The sequence below is a fragment of the Pseudomonas sp. R45(2017) genome (assembly GCF_002112305.1).
Lineage (GTDB): Bacteria > Pseudomonadota > Gammaproteobacteria > Pseudomonadales > Pseudomonadaceae > Aquipseudomonas > Aquipseudomonas paraglycinae.
In genome coordinates this window covers 442,768-459,021 of sequence record NZ_NEHH01000005.1, presented here as the reverse complement: position 1 = coordinate 459,021, position 16,254 = coordinate 442,768, and the positions used below count along the sequence as shown (strand labels likewise).

15 protein-coding genes are annotated in these 16,254 nt (G+C 61.3%); 9 read left to right on the top strand and 6 right to left on the bottom strand.

The genetic code is table 11. The annotated features are described in order from the left end of the window. Positions 1-29: 29 nt before the first annotated feature. On the top strand, positions 30-1,175 hold the full coding sequence (locus CAF74_RS14685) for an MFS transporter (protein ID WP_085746799.1): 1,146 nt from the start codon (positions 30-32) through the stop codon (positions 1,173-1,175). Positions 1,176-1,196: 21 nt separating this feature from the next. Here the strand turns inward: CAF74_RS14685 and CAF74_RS14680 are convergent, their stop codons facing one another. Next, complete coding sequence (locus CAF74_RS14680; RefSeq protein ID WP_085746798.1) at positions 1,197-2,765, bottom strand: phospholipase D family protein; 1,569 nt, start codon at positions 2,763-2,765, stop codon at positions 1,197-1,199. 60 nt (positions 2,766-2,825) lie between these two features. Further along, positions 2,826-4,247: a PLP-dependent aminotransferase family protein gene (locus tag CAF74_RS14675; RefSeq protein ID WP_085746797.1), complete on the bottom strand. Its 1,422-nt coding sequence runs from the start codon at positions 4,245-4,247 to the stop codon at positions 2,826-2,828. 179 nt (positions 4,248-4,426) lie between these two features. On the opposite strand from CAF74_RS14675, the gene CAF74_RS14670 reads away from it, so the two are divergent. Next, positions 4,427-4,672, top strand: coding sequence for a DUF1127 domain-containing protein (locus CAF74_RS14670; RefSeq protein WP_039765237.1), 246 nt, complete (start codon positions 4,427-4,429; stop codon positions 4,670-4,672). Positions 4,673-4,706: 34 nt separating this feature from the next. On the opposite strand, the gene CAF74_RS14665 is transcribed toward CAF74_RS14670, so the two are convergent. Then, positions 4,707-6,017 carry an FAD-binding oxidoreductase gene (locus tag CAF74_RS14665; protein WP_085746796.1) on the bottom strand — a complete coding sequence of 437 codons (1,311 nt, stop codon included), beginning with the start codon at positions 6,015-6,017 and terminating at the stop codon, positions 4,707-4,709. A 145-nt stretch (positions 6,018-6,162) separates the two neighbouring features. Between CAF74_RS14665 and CAF74_RS14660 the strand changes: the two genes are divergently transcribed. Next, entirely contained in the window at positions 6,163-6,516 is a 354-nt protein-coding gene (locus tag CAF74_RS14660) for a YkgJ family cysteine cluster protein (RefSeq protein ID WP_007954485.1), read from the top strand. 4 nt (positions 6,517-6,520) lie between these two features. On the opposite strand, the gene CAF74_RS14655 is transcribed toward CAF74_RS14660, so the two are convergent. Then, positions 6,521-7,009, bottom strand: coding sequence for an Lrp/AsnC ligand binding domain-containing protein (locus tag CAF74_RS14655; RefSeq protein WP_003177284.1), 489 nt, complete (start codon positions 7,007-7,009; stop codon positions 6,521-6,523). A gap of 154 nt (positions 7,010-7,163) precedes the next feature. Between CAF74_RS14655 and dadA the strand changes: the two genes are divergently transcribed. The 6 genes from dadA to CAF74_RS14625 all read left to right on the top strand — a co-directional run bounded on the left by dadA (position 7,164) and on the right by CAF74_RS14625 (position 13,257). Further along, a complete protein-coding gene (dadA, locus tag CAF74_RS14650; RefSeq protein ID WP_007954487.1) occupies positions 7,164-8,468 on the top strand; it encodes a D-amino acid dehydrogenase in 1,305 nt (434 codons plus the stop codon). After that, the gene (locus CAF74_RS14645) at positions 8,440-8,793 is read left to right on the top strand and encodes a RidA family protein (RefSeq protein WP_039765240.1); all 354 of its coding nucleotides are present in this window, start codon (positions 8,440-8,442) and stop codon (positions 8,791-8,793) included. Before dadA ends, CAF74_RS14645 begins: the two co-directional genes overlap by 29 nt. Positions 8,794-8,888: 95 nt before the next feature. Continuing rightward, entirely contained in the window at positions 8,889-9,962 is a 1,074-nt protein-coding gene (gene alr, locus CAF74_RS14640; RefSeq protein WP_085746795.1) for an alanine racemase, read from the top strand. An 88-nt stretch (positions 9,963-10,050) separates the two neighbouring features. Continuing rightward, positions 10,051-10,599, top strand: coding sequence for a cupin domain-containing protein (locus tag CAF74_RS14635; protein WP_003229444.1), 549 nt, complete (start codon positions 10,051-10,053; stop codon positions 10,597-10,599). Between the two features lie 182 nt (positions 10,600-10,781). Beyond that, the gene (locus CAF74_RS14630; protein ID WP_085746794.1) at positions 10,782-11,198 is read left to right on the top strand and encodes a cytochrome c5 family protein; all 417 of its coding nucleotides are present in this window, start codon (positions 10,782-10,784) and stop codon (positions 11,196-11,198) included. Positions 11,199-11,334: 136 nt separating this feature from the next. Continuing rightward, positions 11,335-13,257: an acetyl-CoA hydrolase/transferase C-terminal domain-containing protein gene (locus CAF74_RS14625; RefSeq protein WP_085746793.1), complete on the top strand. Its 1,923-nt coding sequence runs from the start codon at positions 11,335-11,337 to the stop codon at positions 13,255-13,257. A gap of 137 nt (positions 13,258-13,394) precedes the next feature. On the opposite strand, the gene CAF74_RS14620 is transcribed toward CAF74_RS14625, so the two are convergent. Next, the gene (locus CAF74_RS14620) at positions 13,395-13,967 is read right to left on the bottom strand and encodes a xanthine phosphoribosyltransferase (protein ID WP_003229440.1); all 573 of its coding nucleotides are present in this window, start codon (positions 13,965-13,967) and stop codon (positions 13,395-13,397) included. Between the two features lie 57 nt (positions 13,968-14,024). Next, on the bottom strand, positions 14,025-16,034 hold the full coding sequence (gene rep, locus CAF74_RS14615) for a DNA helicase Rep (protein WP_085731399.1): 2,010 nt from the start codon (positions 16,032-16,034) through the stop codon (positions 14,025-14,027). Between the last annotated feature and the right edge of the window lie 220 nt (positions 16,035-16,254).

The window sequence follows — 16,254 nt, the reverse complement described above, 5'->3', positions numbered from 1 at the left end:
AATAAAAATTATCCACAGGAGCGTGGACCATGCGTTGGGCGACGTATTTCGCCGTGTTGGCGTCTGTCTTGAGTGTTGGCCTGGCCCTCGGTGTCAGCATGCCGTTGGTGTCGTTGCGCCTGGAGGGCTGGGGCTACGGCTCGTTCGCCATCGGCGTGATGGCGGCAATGCCGGCCATTGGCGTGTTGCTGGGGGCGAAGATTTCCAGTCATCTGGCGGCACGTTTCGGCACTGCGAACCTGATGCGCCTGTGCCTGTGGGCCGGGGCACTGTCCATCGGTCTGCTGGCGCTGCTGCCGAGCTACCCGATCTGGCTGGTGCTGCGGCTGATGATCGGGGTGATCCTGACCATTGTGTTCATCCTCGGCGAGAGCTGGATCAATCAACTGGTGGTCGAGCACTGGCGCGGTCGATTGGTGGCGCTGTATGGCAGCAGTTATGCGTTGAGCCAACTGTCTGGTCCGTTGCTGTTGGGCGCACTGGGCACCGATCACGATTACGGTTTCTGGGTGGGTGTCGGTCTGCTGATCGCTTCGCCGTTTCTGCTGCTGGGTCGCAGCGGCGCGCCAAGCAGCGAGGCCAGCAGCGTGACCTTCGGCGATCTGTGGGGGTTCGCTCGCGAGCTGCCGGCAATCGCCTGGGCGGTGTCGTTGTTCGCCGCGTTCGAGGCGATGATCCTGACCCTATTGCCGGTGTATTGCCTGCAACAGGGCTTCACCGCCGAAATCGCGCTGGCGATGGTCAGCACCGTGGTGGTGGGTGATGCGCTGCTGCAATTGCCCATCGGTGCGCTGGCCGATTATCTGTCACGGCGGACCCTGTTTACCGGCTGCGCTGTGGTGTTGATGCTGTCGAGTCTGGCGATCCCGATGCTGCTCGACACTTTGCTGATCTGGCCGCTGTGGGTGCTGTTCGGCGCCAGTGCCGGTGGCCTGTTCACTCTGTCGCTGATTTTGATTGGCGAGCGCTACCGCGACGATGCGCTGGTGCGGGCGAATGCGCATGTCGCGCAGCTGTGGGGTGTCGGTTGTTTGATCGGGCCGTTGATGGCGGGGGCGGGCAGTCAGTGGATCAGCGGGCATGCGCTGCCGTGGCTGATGGCGGCCGGGGCATTCGGACTGGTGATTCTTCTGTCACGGCAAGGGGCGTTCGGCAAGGTGTCGGCGCCCGCTTGATAAGCCGGTTGGAGCGGGCTGTTACAGCATCCGCTCCAGTCCCACGGTGGTGCTGAACCACGCATTGAAGCGCCGCCACCAACTCCCCGGCTCCTTGGTCAGCGTGTGCATCTGGCCGTTGTCCTCGGTGACCCACACCACTTTTCCGTCCTGCAGTTTCGCTTCGTAGCTGAGCGCTGGCGCCATGCCTTGCAAGGCCAGTTCGCGTACGTGGGCTGCCAGTTCGGGACTGTCCACCAACACCCCGACTTCGGTGTTCCACAGCACCGAGCGCGGGTCGAAATTGAACGAGCCGATGAACGATTTTTTGCCGTCGAAGATCATCGCCTTGCTATGCAGGCTCGAGTCCGAGCCACGATAGGACTTGCTGTAAAACAGGTGCGGGCCGCTGCCATAGTTATCCCCAGGCTGGCGCCGCAGCTCAAACAGTTTCACGCCATGTTCCAGCAGCGCCTTGCGATACGGCGCATAACCGCCGTGCACCGCTGGCACATCGGTGGCTTCCAGCGAGTTGGTCAGCAGGCTCACCGACACGCCGGCATCAGCGCGGCCGGTCAGGTAGACCAACCCCGGTTGCCCCGGCACGAAGTAGGCAGAAATCATCACCAGTTCTTTGCTGACACCCGTGAGCTCCGGTGCCAGTTGGGTCGTCAGCAGCAATTGCGGTTCGGGTTCGCCCTTGGCCAGTACCTTGCTCGGCGCATCCCACAGCGCCTGGTTCCAGGCCCAGATCAGCTCTTTGCGCCAGATATCCATGCGCGGGTCGGTGCGGTAGGTCATCAACTGCTGATACAGCGCGTGATTCTGTTTGCGGGTTTCTTCGAGGGATTCTTCCAGGCGTGTGCGGGTGTTCTGCAGGTCTTTGGCCGAGGGTTTGCTGGAGAGGAATTCGTCGATCGGCTTGCTCAGGGCACTGTTCCAGTACTGGTCGAAACTGTGCCCGAGCTGTTCGGCGACCGGCCCGACACTCAGCATGTCGATATCGGTGAAATTCAGGTTGGGCTCGGCATCGAAGTATTCGTCACCCAGATTGCGCCCGCCAACGATGGCCGCGCTATTGTCCGCCAGCCACAACTTGTTGTGCATCCGCCGGTGTTGCAGCGACAGGTTGAACAGCCGCCCGGCCGCCCGGGTCACGCCGGTGCTGCGCCCCAGGTGCAGCGGATTGAACAGGCGAATCTGGATCTGCGGATGTGCCGCCAGGGTGGCGATGATCAGGTCGAGGCCGTCGCTGGTGGTGTCGTCCAGCAGGATCCGCACCCGCAAGCCACGATCGGCGGCCTTCAACACTTCCTCCACCAGCATTCGCGTACTGATGCCGTCATGGACGATGTAGTACTGCAAGTCGAGGCTGCGTTGTGCGTTGCGGATCAGCTCGGCGCGAGCGGTAAAGGCTTCGGTGCTGTTGGACAGCAGGCGAAAGCCGGACTGGCCCTTGTAGGGCGCCGCCTGGGCCTGGATCGAACGGCCGAACGCGGAGTCGGCCGCCGGCAACGCCTGGCTCGGTTCGCGCGGTACGTCGATAGACGCACAACCGCCAAGGAACGTGGAGAGTACCAGCAGAGCGAGTAGGGGATGTCTGAAGCTCACGTGGGATCGTTCCGGTTGGCGGCAGGGTTGGGCATATGGACGCTGTTTGCTCGTGAAAAGTCAGTCGGCTTCGGCCAGCAGTCTGATCGCTGCCGCACCGACCTTGCGCACTGCCTCTTCGATCAAAGCTGTCGGTTTGGCAGCGTAGTTCATGCGCAGGCAATTGCGGTACTTGCCCGAGGCGGAAAAGATGCTGCCGACGGCAATCTGTACGCCCTGATCGTGCAGCGCACGATTCAGTTTCAGCGTATCGAAACCTTCCGGCAGTTCGACCCAGAGCATGAAGCTGCCTTGCGGACGGCTCGCGCGGGTACCGGCCGGGAAGTAACGCGTCACCCAGTCGATCATCACGTCGCGATTGCGCTGGTATTGCGTGCGCATCCGCCGCAAATGCGGTTCGAAGTGCCCGGCCTTGAGAAATTCGGCGATGGCGATCTGCGGCTGGGGCGCGGTGGAGCCGGTGCTGATGTATTTCATGTGCAGCACGCGTTCGAGGTAGCGACCGGGCGCGACCCAGCCGATGCGCAATCCCGGCGCGAGCGTCTTGGAAAATGAACTGCAAAGTAAGACTCGGCCATCTTCGTCGAAGGATCTGATCGTGCGCGGACGCGGATAGGTGTAGGCCAGTTCGCCATACACATCGTCCTCGATGATCGCCACGTCGAAGCGCTGGGCCAGGTTGAGCAGGGCACGTTTGCGCGACTCCGGCATGATGTAGCCGAGCGGGTTGTTGCAGTTGGGCGTGAGCTGGATGACCTTGATCGGCCATTGCTCCAGCGCCAGTTCCAGCGCTTCGAGGCTGATGCCGGTGAGCGGGTCGGTGGGGATTTCCAGGGCTTTCATGCCCAGCCCTTTGAGGGTCTGCATGGCGCCGTGGAAGCTCGGCGAATCCACCGCGACGATGTCACCGGGCTCGCAGATTGCGTGGATGCTGGTAGACAGCGCTTCATGGCAACCGGTGGTGACCACCAGATCGCTGGCGCTCAACTGGCAGCCGGAATCGAGCATCAGCCGGGCGATCTGTTCGCGCAGTTCTAGGGTGCCGTGGATGTTGTCGTAATACAGACCGGGCATGTCCTGACGGCGGCTGATACGGGCCAGTCCGCGCAGCAGCGGCTTCATCGTCGGCGACGAGATGTCCGGCATGCCGCGACCCAGCTGCACCACGTCCTTGCGCGGCACCGCGCGAATCAGTTCCAGCACCTGATCCCACTGGGAAATCTCCACCGGCCGTTGCGCGGGGCGCCCGACTGCCGGCAGTTCGGGCAACTCACGCCCGACCGGCACGAAGTACCCGGATTTGGGTTTCGGCGTGGCCAGGCCGCTGTCTTCCAGCATCCGATAGGCCTGCTGCACCGTGCTCAGGCTGACTCCGTGTTCTACGCTCAAGGCGCGCACCGAGGGCAGGCGATCACCAGGACGGTAGAAGCCTTGTTCGATGCGGGTACCGAGCAATTCGGCGAGATTCACATAGAGCGTCATGGCACTGCCTCGATGCAGATGATTCGTTAAACCAGTACAGATGCGGCGTAAATCGACAATTCAGTCTCAGAGACAGCAAATCTGTATGGAAATAATACAGATGTGTTGAATCTGTAATGCTTTTGCTCGCCCGCGCATCATGGAATCTCTGGCTACCCAAGTAAACAGGAGCAATGAAAATGAACGGTTTGAGCGATGTGCGGCTGACGTTACACAGTCAGGAACTGGAGGCAGGGCAACAGGACAATGCGCGCAACGAGAGCATGTGCAACGCACCGTCCGGCCTGAGTCGCTGGGACCTGTTCTGGCATCGTCTGCACACGCGCAAGGCGTTGCTGCGCCTGACGCCGGAACAGCTCAAGGACATCGGGCTGACCCGCGAGCAGGCGCTGGAGGAAGGGTTGAAGCCGTTCTGGCGGATTTAGAGGGATCGTTCCCACGCTCTGCGTGGGAACGATCTCAGACCAACTCTTTAAGCCGGTGCCACAGCATCCCCAACGCCAGCAGCGGCGAGCGCAGATGCTTGCCGCCGGGGAAGGTGATGTGTGGCACTTTGGCGAACAGGTCGAAGCCACCGCTGTGCTGGCCGCTGATAGCCTCGGCCAGCAGCTTGCCCGCCAGGTGCGTGGCATTCACGCCGTGACCAGAATAAGCCTGGGCGTAATACACATTCGGCTGATTCGCGAGCCGGCCAATCTGCGGCAGACGGTTGGCACCGATGCCGATCATCCCGCCCCACTGATAATCGATCTTCGCCGAGGCGAGCTGCGGGAACACCTCCAGCATCTTGGGCCGCATGTAGGCGCCGATGTCCTTTGGATCACGCCCCGAGTAATGGCAGGCGCCGCCGAACAACAGACGACGATCCGCCGAGAGCCGGTAGTAATCAAGCGCTACACGCTGGTCGCAGACCGCCATGTTCTGCGGCAGCAGGGCGTGGGCCTGTTCTTCGCTCAGGGGTTCAGTGGCGATGATGTAGCTGCCGGCTGGCAGCACCTTGCCGCTGAGTTGCGGATTCAGATTGTTGAGGTACGCGTTACAGCCCAGCACGAGCGTCTTCGCCCGTACCGAGCCTTGCGCCGTGTGCACCCTTACTTCGGGGCCATAGTCGATGCGGGTGACCGCCGATTGTTCGAACAGTTTGACGCCCAGTTGTTGCGCCGCTGCGGCTTCTCCGAGTGCCAGGTTCAGCGGGTGCAGATGCCCGGAACCCATGTCGATCAAACCGCCGACGTAGCGGTTGGAGCCGACTACGGTGTGCATCTCGTTCGCTTGCAGAAGGCGGGTTTCGTAGCGGTAACCGAGGCTGCGCAGCTCTTCGGCGTCTTCGGCAAAGCCTTCCAGATCGGAAGGTTTGTTGGCGAGGTCGCAGTAACCCCAGGTCAGGTCGCAGGGGATCTGAAATTTTTCGACGCGCTGGCGGACGATTTCCACCGCTTCCAGGCCCATGAGTTTCATCTGACGCACGCCGTCGGCGCCGATCACGTTGGCGAACTGATCGAGGCCGTGACCGACCCCGCGAATCAGCTGCCCGCCGTTGCGACCGCTGGCGCCCCAGCCGATCCGGTGCGCCTCCAGAAGCACCACGCTCAAACCCCGTTCAGCCAGTTCCAGCGCGGTGTTCAGCCCGGAGAAACCGCCACCGACCACGCACACGTCCGCGATCAGTTCACCTTGCAGCACCGGATGGTCGGGCTGCGGCAGGCTGCTGGCGGCGTAATAAGAGGCAACGTGGGGTTGGCTCGCGGTGGCTTGGGCGCGGGCATTCATGGGCGTCATCCTGAGCGGGTGTCGAGAAAATTTGACGGAGCATAAGCCGCAGGCCCGAGGCCGGGCAACATTGGTCGGCCCGTGGTGTCTGGATCACGGCTTTTGCGGCACAATTGCCGCCTATTCCGCTCCGGTTACCGCTGCAATGAGCTGCAACAGTCAGAAAATCCGCACCCTGCGTCAGCAGATTCCCACGTTCGAGTGCGTGCCGGGCTGCCATGACTGCTGCGGGCCGGTGACCACCTCGCCCGAGGAAATGTCCCGCCTGCCGCGCAAGACCCGCGCCGAGCAGGACGCAGCGATGGAAGAGCTCAACTGTGTGCACTTGGGACCGAATGGCTGCACGGTGTATGACGAACGGCCGCTGATCTGCCGGTTGTTCGGCACCACCCAGACCTTGCCGTGCCCCAACGGCCGGCGGCCGGTGGAGCTGATTCACCCACGGGTCGAGAAGCAGGTGTTCGAGTACATGGCCGAAAACCGGCAGGTGCTGGTCTGAGCGTTCAGTCCGGAATCGGCAGGCTCAGGCTCTCTTTCACTTCTTCCATCACGATGTAGCTCTTGGATTCACGCACGTGCGGCAGCTTGAGCAGGATGTCGCCCAGCAGCTTGCGGTACGAGGCCATCTCGGAAATCCGCGCCTTCACCAGATAGTCGAAATCCCCTGACACCAGATGGCATTCCAGCACGTGGGGCAATTTCAGCACCGCACGTCGGAACTCTTCGAAAGTATCGCCGGATTTGTAGTCGAGGCTGATCTCGACGAACACCAGGAGACTACCCTTCAAGTGCTGCGGATTCAGGCGGGCGTTGTAGCCCATGATGATCCCCTCGCGCTCCAGGCGCCGCACCCGCTCCGTGCAAGGCGTGGTGGAGAGCCCGACCTTCTCGCCCAGCTCGGTGAATGAAATCCGCCCGTCCGCCTGCAGGATCCGCAAGATGTTGCGGTCGATCTTGTCCAGCTCACGTTTGGTCTGAGTGTTGGTACGCATAGGGGATGCGCCTCCGTGAAAAGGGTTTTTGCCGAGAATTGTCGCCAAATATAGGCGCTTATACAGTGAAAAGCACTGGCAAATCTTTTTTACACTGCGCGCATCATTGCTCTAACAACAGACGTACGCGGCACGCCGCGATGAGGGATACAAAATGCGCGTTATGGTCTTGGGTAGCGGCGTCATCGGTACCGCCAGTGCTTACTATCTGGCCCGTGCCGGGTTTGAAGTGGTGGTGGTCGACCGGCAGCCCGCCGCGGCCATGGAGACCAGTTTCGCCAACGCCGGCCAGGTCTCGCCGGGCTACGCCTCGCCGTGGGCCGCGCCGGGCGTACCCCTCAAAGCCATCAAGTGGCTGCTGCAACGCCACGCACCGCTGGCGATCAAGGCCACCGCCGACATCGACCAGTACCTGTGGATGGCGCAGATGCTGCGCAACTGCACTGCCAACCGTTACGCGGTGAACAAGGAGCGCATGGTGCGTCTGTCCGAGTACAGCCGCGACTGCCTCGACGAATTGCGCGCCGAAACCGGCATCGCCTACGAAGGCCGCAGCCTCGGTACGACCCAGTTGTTCCGCACCCAGGCGCAACTGGATAACGCCGCCAAGGACATCGCTGTATTGAAAGAGTCCGGCGTACCGTTCGAAGTGCTCGATCGTGCCGGCATTGCCCGCGTCGAACCGGCTCTGGCCGGTGTCACCGACATCCTCGCCGGTGCCCTGCGCCTGCCGAACGACCAGACCGGCGACTGCCAGATCTTCACCACCCGCCTCGCCGAAATGGCCACCAAGCTCGGTGTGGAGTTCCGCTTCGGCCAGGATATCCAGCGGCTCGACTTCGCCGGTGACCGCATCAACGGCGTGTGGATCGACGGCAAGCTGGAAACCGCTGACCGCTACGTGCTGGCCCTCGGCAGCTACTCGCCGCAACTGCTCAAGCCGCTGGGCATCAAGGCCCCGGTGTATCCGTTGAAGGGCTACTCGCTGACCGTGCCGATCACCAACCCGGCGATGGCCCCGACTTCGACCATTCTCGACGAGACTTACAAAGTCGCGATCACCCGTTTCGATAACCGCATCCGCGTCGGCGGCATGGCGGAGATCGCCGGTTTTGACCTGTCGCTGAACCCGCGTCGGCGCGAAACCCTGGAGATGATCGTCAACGACCTTTATCCTCAGGGCGGCAATCTGGCCGAAGCGAGTTTCTGGACCGGCCTGCGTCCAACCACCCCGGATGGCACGCCGATCGTCGGCGCAACCCCGTTCAAGAACCTGTTCCTGAACACCGGTCACGGCACCCTCGGCTGGACCATGGCGTGCGGCTCCGGTCGCTTGCTGGCTGATTTGATGGCGAAGAAAAAGCCACAGATCAGCGCCGAAGGCCTCGATATTTCCCGTTATGGCAACACCACCCAGGAGTCCGCAAAGCATGGCAATCCAGCGCCAGCTCACCAATGAGCGCATGAGTCAGATCGTCAGCCACAACGGTACGGTGTATCTGTCCGGGCAGGTCGGCGATGACTTCAACGCCGGTGTCGAACAGCAGACCCGCGACGTCCTCGCCAACATCGAGCGACTGCTCGATCTGGCCGGCACCGACAAACAGCACCTGCTGTCGGCGACGATCTACCTGAACGACATCGAGGCGCACTTTGCCGGCATGAATTCGGTGTGGGATCAGTGGCTGCCCAAAGGCGCCGCCCCGGCCCGTGCCACGGTTGAAGCGAAGATGGCCAAGCCGAGCATCCTGGTCGAGATCTCCATCGTCGCCGCGCTGCCGTAACCCGTTGTAAAGATCCCTCTCCCGGTGCTGTTGGCGGTTCACGCCGTCAGCCAGCGCCGGTTTTTATTCCCATGACCGCCAAGAAGTCTGCTGCCATGCGTCCTGCCCGTGCCCTGATCGACCTTCAAGCCCTGCGTCACAACTACCGTATCGCCCGTGAAGTCACCGGTGCCAAGGCACTGGCGGTGATCAAGGCCGATGCCTACGGCCATGGCGCAGTGCGTTGCGCCCAGGCGCTGGAGGCTGAAGCGGACGGCTTCGCGGTGGCGTGCATCGAAGAAGCCCTGGAACTGCGTGCCGCCGGGATTCGCGCGCCGGTGCTGTTGCTCGAAGGCTTTTTCGAGGCCGATGAGCTGGCGCTGATCGTCGAGCACGATTTCTGGTGCGTGGTGCATTCGCTGTGGCAGCTCGAAGCGATCGAGCAGGCGGCGTTGGGCAAACCGATCACCGTATGGCTGAAGCTCGATTCGGGCATGCACCGTGTGGGCCTGCATCCGAAGGATTACCCGGCGGCTTATCAGCGTCTGCTGGCCAGCGGCAACGTAGCGAAAGTCGTGCTGATGAGCCACTTCGCCCGGGCCGATGAGCTGCACGAGCAGAGCAGCGCCGAGCAGGTTGCCGTGTTCGAGGCCGCGCGTCAGGGCCTGGCCGCTGAAGTCAGCCTGCGCAATTCGCCGGCGGTGCTGGGCTGGCCTCAGATTCACAGCGACTGGGTGCGTCCGGGCATCATGCTCTACGGCGCCACTCCGTTCGAAGAAGCCAACGCCGTGGCCGAGCGCCTGCAACCGGTGATGACCCTGGAATCGAAAGTCATCAGCGTGCGCGAGCTGCCGGCCGGCGAACCGGTGGGTTACGGTGCGAAATTCATCACCGACAAACCGATGCGCATCGGCGTGGTCGCCATGGGTTACGCCGACGGTTATCCGCGTCAGGCGCCGACCGGCACTCCGGTACTGGTGGCCGGTCAGCGCAGCCGCATTCTTGGCCGGGTGTCGATGGACATGCTGTGCATCGACCTGACCGACGTGCCGCAAGCCGGCCTCGGATCGACTGTCGAGTTGTGGGGCAAGAACATCCTCGCCAGCGACGTGGCGAAGTGGGCGGACACCATTCCGTACCAGATCTTCTGCAACCTGCGCCGGGTGCCAAGGCTCTATTCCGAGGGTTGAAGCGCTAGCGGGGCCCAAGTGTTGTAAATACTGAACGCTGTCGCCATGATAACGCTCAATATTTCTACAACATCAGGAGGCTCCAGCCTTGGACGTCGGTGAACGACTGCAATCGATCCGCAAGCTCAAAGGGCTTTCCCAGCGTGAACTCGCCAAGCGCGCGGGCGTCACCAACAGCACCATTTCGATGATCGAAAAGAACAGCGTCAGCCCTTCGATCAGTTCGCTGAGGAAAGTTCTTGGCGGGATTCCCATGTCCATGGTCGAGTTCTTTTCCGAAGAGATCCTGCAGGAAAAACCGACCCAGATCGTCTACAAGGCCAACGAGCTGATCGACATTTCCGACGGCGCCGTGACCATGAAACTGGTCGGCCGCGCGCACCCGAGCCGGGCCATCGCGTTCCTCAATGAAATCTACCCGCCGGGCGCGGATACCGGCGAGGAAATGCTCACCCACGAAGGCGAGGAAACCGGAATTCTGGTGGAAGGGCGCCTGGAGCTGGTGGTGGGTCTTGAAACTTTTATCCTCGAAGCCGGCGACAGCTACTACTTTGAAAGTACCAAGCCGCATCGTTTCCGTAATCCGTTCGATGCACCGGCGCGACTAATCAGCGCAGCCACGCCGGCGAATTTTTAAACAAAGAGGCGCCAGGCCATACCGGCGAAGGCACCCGAAACGTTTTTCCACAGCGCGATATAACCCCTTCGACTTTGGGGTTGTTTCAGTGAAGCGGGCTAACCGCTATACTTGCGCCCGCCTGCGAACCGTGGCCGCAGGCGTGAATAGCCACCATTGAGGGTGAACGCGTGAACCTAATTATGAAAATGCTGGCTGCACCAGCAACCGTACTGGCCCTCTGGGCTGTCAGCGCTCAAGCTGCGACGAATGACGACATTGCCAAACGCCTCGAGCCGGTCGGCCAGGTGTGTGTTCAAGGGCAAGAGTGCAAGGGGATGGAAGTCGCTGCTTCGGCAGGCGGCGGTGGCGGCGCCAAGACGCCGGACGAAGTGATTGCCAAACATTGCAACGCTTGCCACGGCTCCGGCCTGTTGGGCGCGCCGAAAATCGGTGACACCGCAGCCTGGAAAGAGCGCGCCGATCACCAGGGCGGCCTCGACGGCATCCTGGCCAAGGCCATCACCGGCATCAACGCCATGCCGCCGAAAGGCACCTGCGCCGATTGCTCGGACGACGAGCTGAAGGGCGCCATCCAGAAGATGTCCGGCCTGAAATAAGCCGCGCTTCTGACGAAAAAAACCGTCTCCGGACGGTTTTTTTGTGCCCGCGATTCAGGCCTGAGGCTGTTCTTTGCAGCAAACAACCGGCAATCTCGGTCGTACCTCTATTCACGGAACGGGCAGGAGGCTTCAGATGGTGCAGTTGTGTTCGATCGAACAGGCAGTGGACGACGTGCTGGCGCGGTTGCCGGCGCACATCCACATGGGCCTGCCGCTGGGGCTGGGCAAACCCAATCCCTTCGTCAACGCGCTGTACCGGCGGGTTGCCGGATTGCCCGAACGTCAGCTGACGATCTACACCGCCTTGTGCCTCGGCCGTCCGGCCTTGGGCGATGGTTTGCAGAAGCGCTTCATCGAACCCTTCGTCGAGCGGGTGTTCGGCGATTACCCGGAACTGGAATTCCTCGCCGACCTGCACCGCGACAGCCTGCCGTCCAACATCCGCATCGAGCAATTCTTCATGCAGCCCGGCAGCCTGCTTAACAGCGCGCCGGCCCAGCAGGATTACGTCAGCAGCAACTACAGCCACGCCGCCCGCGACATCAACGCCGCCGGCCTGAACCTGGTGGCGCAGTTGCTCGCCAGCAGCAGCGAACACCCGGATCGTCTGAGCCTCAGTTGCAATCCGGACATCACCCTCGACCTGTTCCCGATGATCGCCAAACGCCGGGCAGCGGGGGAAACGATCCTGCTGGTCGGCCAGGTGCACACCGAGTTGCCGTACATGCCGGGTGACGCCGAAGTCGACATCGATACCTTCGACCTGCTGATCGACGAGAAAGACAGCAGCACGCTGTTTTCCACGCCGAACATGCCCGTCGGGTTTCAGGATCACTTCATCGGGTTGCACGCCAGTACGTTGATACGCGATGGCGGTACCTTGCAGATCGGCATCGGCTCTATGGGCGATGCGCTGACCGCTGCATTGCTGGCCCGCCAGGCCGACAACGCCGGATACCAGGACTTGCTGGCCGATGTGAACCTCAGCCAGTGGGCGCAGTTGATCGAACGCGAGGGCGGCATCGAACCCTTCGCCAAAGGCCTGTACGGTTGCAGCGAAATGTTCGTCAACGGCCTGCTGGTGCTGGCCGAAGCCGGGATCATCCGGCGCAAGGTCTACCCGGATGTACAGACTCAGCAGCAAGCCAACGCCGGGACCCTCGACGAAGCGGCGCAAACCGACGGCCTGTCGATCCACGGCGGTTTCTTCCTCGGGCCGCGCAGTTTCTATGAACGCTTGCGTGAGTTGCCGCTGAGCAAACGGCTTGAATTCAACATGACCCGCATCAGCTACATCAACGAGCTGTACGGTCAGGAAGAACTCAAACGTCTGCAGCGTCTGGATGCGCGGTTCATCAACACCGTGTTCACCATGACCCTGCTGGGTGCCGGGGTGGCGGATCAACTGGAAGACGGGCGGGTACTCAGCGGCGTCGGCGGGCAATACAACTTCGTTGCCCAGGGGCATGCGTTGCACGATGCGCGCTCCATCCTGCTGCTGCGCAGCTGGCGCGAATCCGGTGGCGATGTCAGCTCGAACATTGTCTGGGAATACGGCCATTGCACGATTCCACGGCACCTGCGCGATATCGTGGTCACCGAGTACGGCATCGCCGATCTGCGCGGCAAGTCGGATGCGGTGGTGATCGAGGCGTTGCTCAATATCAGCGATTCACGCTTCCAGCAGGGCCTGATCGAGCAGGCGCAGAAGGTCGGCAAGCTGCCGAAGGATTTCCGTCTCGATCCTCGTTTTGCCGACAACACCCCGCAACGCTTGCAGGCGATTGCCGCGCGGCATCCGAACCTGTTTCCGGAGTATCCGCTGGGCTGCGACTTCACTGAGGTCGAGAAGGATCTGTTGCGGGCGCTGAACTGGCTCAAGAGCAAATTCAAGCTGACCGAGATTCTGGAGCTGGGCAAGGCGGCGCTGGATGCGCCTGAGGCTTCGCTGTATCCGGAGCATCTGGCGCGCATGCAGCTCACTGATCCGGAAGGTCTGAAGGAAGACCTGTTTCAGCGGTTGTTGCTAACGGGCCTGAAGGCCACCGCGCAATAACAAACAACAAAAAACCTGTGGGAGCGGGCTTGCCCGCGATGGCGGTTTATCACTCAACTAGGATGTTGAAGGATATGGCCCCATCGCTGGCAAGCCAGCTCCCACAGGTATTGCAGTGTGTTTGCGCCTATCAGCGATTACTCGATGAAAGTCACCACGCCATCCTTCAGCGACTTCACGCGAGCCAGCGACTCGACGCGGTAACCCTGCGAATCCAGTTCCGCACGGCCGCCCTGGAACGACTTCTCGATCACGATGCCCAGGCCCGCGACGGTGGCGCCGGCCTGCTTGATGATCGAGATCAGCGCCTGGGACGCCTTACCGTTGGCCAGGAAGTCGTCGATGATCAGCACGCGGTCGCTGCTGGTCAGGTGACGCGGGGAGATGGCCACGGTGCTTTCGGTCTTCTTGGTGAACGAGTAAACGGTGGCCGACAGCAGGTTTTCAGTCAGGGTCAGGGACTGTTGCTTGCGGGCGAAGATCACCGGCACGCCGAGGTTCAGGCCGGTCATGATCGCCGGGGCGATGCCAGAGGCTTCGATGGTGACGATCTTGGTGATGCCCGAATCCTTGAACAGCGTGGCGAATTCGTCGCCGATCAGCTTCATCAGGGCCGGGTCGATCTGGTGGTTCAGGAAGGCGTCGACCTTCAGGACCTGGTCGGAAAGCACAATGCCTTGTTCGCGGATTTTCTGGTGCAATGCTTCCATGAAGCTGTCCTCATTTGACGCTTTGTGCGTCGAAGGTCTAGTAAAAAGTGGTCAATTCTAGCGCTTTAACATCGCGCGTATATCAGCCAATGCGCTGTTGCCCCGCACGGCTTTGACTTCGGTCGGTGTGTCGTCGTTGCCTTCCCAGGCCAGGTCGTCCGGCGGCAGCTCATCGAGGAAGCGGCTTGGCGCGCAGTCGATGATCTCGCCGTACTGTTTGCGCTTGGCGGCGAAAGTAAACGCGAGGGTCTGGCGCGCGCGGGTGATGCCCACGTAAGCCAGGCGGCGTTCTTCTTCGATGGTGTCGGCTTCGATGCTGGAGCGGTGCGGGAGGATTTCCTCTTCCATGCCCATGATGAACACGTAAGGGAATTCCAGGCCCTTGGACGCATGCAGGGTCATCATCTGCACGCCTTCGGCGCCGTCTTCCTCTTCCTGCTGACGTTCCAGCATGTCACGCAGGACGAGTTTGCCGATGGCGTCCTCGACGGTCATTTCGCCGTCTTCGTCTTTTTCCAGGGTGTTCTTCAAGGCTTCGATCAGGAACCAGACGTTGCTCATCCGGTAGTCCGCAGCCTTGTCGCTGGAACTGTTGGTGCGCAGCCAGTTCTCGTAGTCGATGTCCATGACCATGCTGCGCAGGGCGGAGATCGGGTCTTCGCCGGCGCATTGCTCGCGCACCTTGTCCATGAAGCGCTTGAAGCGCGACAGGCGATCAGTGAAGCGGCTGTCCAGATGCTCGCCCAGGCCGAGTTCGTCGGTGGCGGCGTACATCGAGATCTTGCGTTCGGTGGCGTAGTTGCCGAGTTTTTCCAGGGTCGTCGAGCCGATTTCACGGCGCGGCACGTTGATCACCCGCAGGAAGGCGTTGTCGTCGTCCGGGTTCACGATCAGGCGGAAGTAGGCCATCAGGTCTTTCACTTCCTGACGCCCGAAGAAGCTGTTGCCGCCGCTCAAACGGTATGGCACTTGATGGTGCTGCAGTTTCAGCTCGATCAGCTTGGCCTGGTAGTTGCCGCGATAGAGGATCGCGAAATCGCTGTACGGGCGGTCGGTGCGCAAGTGCAGGCTGAGGATTTCCATGGCCACGCGCTCGGCTTCGGCGTCCTCGTTGCGGCAGCGGATCACGCGGATCTCGTCGCCGTGGCCCATTTCACTCCACAGCTGCTTTTCGAATTCGTGCGGGTTGTTCGAGATCAGCACGTTGGCGCAGCGCAGGATGCGGCTGGTGGAGCGGTAGTTCTGCTCCAGCATCACCACTTTCAGGGACGGGTAGTCGTCCTTGAGCAGCATCAGGTTTTCCGGCCGCGCGCCACGCCAGGCGTAGATCGACTGGTCGTCGTCGCCCACCACGGTGAACTGGTTACGCTTGCCGATGAGCATTTTCACCAGCAAATACTGGCTGGCGTTGGTGTCCTGGTATTCGTCGACCAGCAGGTAACGCACCTTGTTCTGCCACTTTTCGAGGATGTCGGCGTGCTCTTCGAAGAGTTTAACCGGCAGCAGGATCAGGTCGTCGAAGTCCACCGCGTTGAACGCCTTGAGCGTGCGCTGATAGTGGGTGTAGACGATGGCGGCGGTCTGTTCCTTGGGGTTACGGGCGTTTTCCAGGGCCTCGGCCGGCAGGATCAGATCGTTTTTCCAGGCGCCGATCATGTTCTTGATCTCGTCGACGCCGTCGTCGCCTGCATATTCCTTCTGCATGATGTCAGTCATCAGCGACTTGACGTCGGTTTCATCGAAGATCGAGAAACCGGGTTTGTAGCCCAGCCGTTCATGTTCCTTGCGGATGATGTTCAGGCCCAGGTTATGGAAGGTGCAGACCGTCAGGCCGCGACCTTCGCCTGCACGCAGCAGGGTGCCGACCCGTTCCTTCATCTCGCGCGCGGCCTTGTTGGTGAAGGTCATGGCGACGATGTATTGGGCACGGATGCCGCAGTTCTGGATCAGGTGCGCGATCTTGCGCGTGATCACACTGGTCTTGCCGGAGCCAGCACCGGCGAGCACCAATAGAGGGCCGCCGACGTAGTTCACGGCTTCTTGCTGCCGGGGATTGAGTCGGGACATACGAAAATTCGGGAGTCGTTGACGAAATGGGCCGGCATTTTAACAGGCTCAGCGATTTGTGCTGCTCTCTCCGACTTGTGACGCAACACGCGATTCAAATTTGCCGGTTTTGTTACTTTCACGCAGGATGCGCGGTGATTTTGCGGCTAATGTTCTCATTCGTGACACAAAATAACGTTTTGATAACCGTTGTCGTTTGGTCATTGGTAGCCGCAACGGC

Excerpts from the sequence above, each read along its gene's own strand:
- CAF74_RS14675 (WP_085746797.1), bottom strand. The coding sequence starts at position 4,247 with ATGACGCTCTATGTGAATCTCGCCGAATTGCTCGGTACCCGCATCGAA.
- CAF74_RS14645 (WP_039765240.1), top strand. The coding sequence starts at position 8,440 with ATGGCAATCCAGCGCCAGCTCACCAATGAGCGCATGAGTCAGATCGTC.
- CAF74_RS14655 (WP_003177284.1), bottom strand. The coding sequence starts at position 7,009 with ATGCGTACCAACACTCAGACCAAACGTGAGCTGGACAAGATCGACCGC.
- rep (WP_085731399.1), bottom strand. The coding sequence starts at position 16,034 with ATGTCCCGACTCAATCCCCGGCAGCAAGAAGCCGTGAACTACGTCGGC.
- CAF74_RS14620 (WP_003229440.1), bottom strand. The coding sequence starts at position 13,967 with ATGGAAGCATTGCACCAGAAAATCCGCGAACAAGGCATTGTGCTTTCC.
- CAF74_RS14630 (WP_085746794.1), top strand. The coding sequence starts at position 10,782 with ATGAAAATGCTGGCTGCACCAGCAACCGTACTGGCCCTCTGGGCTGTC.
- alr (WP_085746795.1), top strand. The coding sequence starts at position 8,889 with ATGCGTCCTGCCCGTGCCCTGATCGACCTTCAAGCCCTGCGTCACAAC.
- CAF74_RS14670 (WP_039765237.1), top strand. The coding sequence starts at position 4,427 with ATGAACGGTTTGAGCGATGTGCGGCTGACGTTACACAGTCAGGAACTG.
- CAF74_RS14660 (WP_007954485.1), top strand. The coding sequence starts at position 6,163 with ATGAGCTGCAACAGTCAGAAAATCCGCACCCTGCGTCAGCAGATTCCC.
- CAF74_RS14685 (WP_085746799.1), top strand. The coding sequence starts at position 30 with ATGCGTTGGGCGACGTATTTCGCCGTGTTGGCGTCTGTCTTGAGTGTT.
- CAF74_RS14625 (WP_085746793.1), top strand. The coding sequence starts at position 11,335 with ATGGTGCAGTTGTGTTCGATCGAACAGGCAGTGGACGACGTGCTGGCG.
- CAF74_RS14665 (WP_085746796.1), bottom strand. The coding sequence starts at position 6,017 with ATGAATGCCCGCGCCCAAGCCACCGCGAGCCAACCCCACGTTGCCTCT.
- dadA (WP_007954487.1), top strand. The coding sequence starts at position 7,164 with ATGCGCGTTATGGTCTTGGGTAGCGGCGTCATCGGTACCGCCAGTGCT.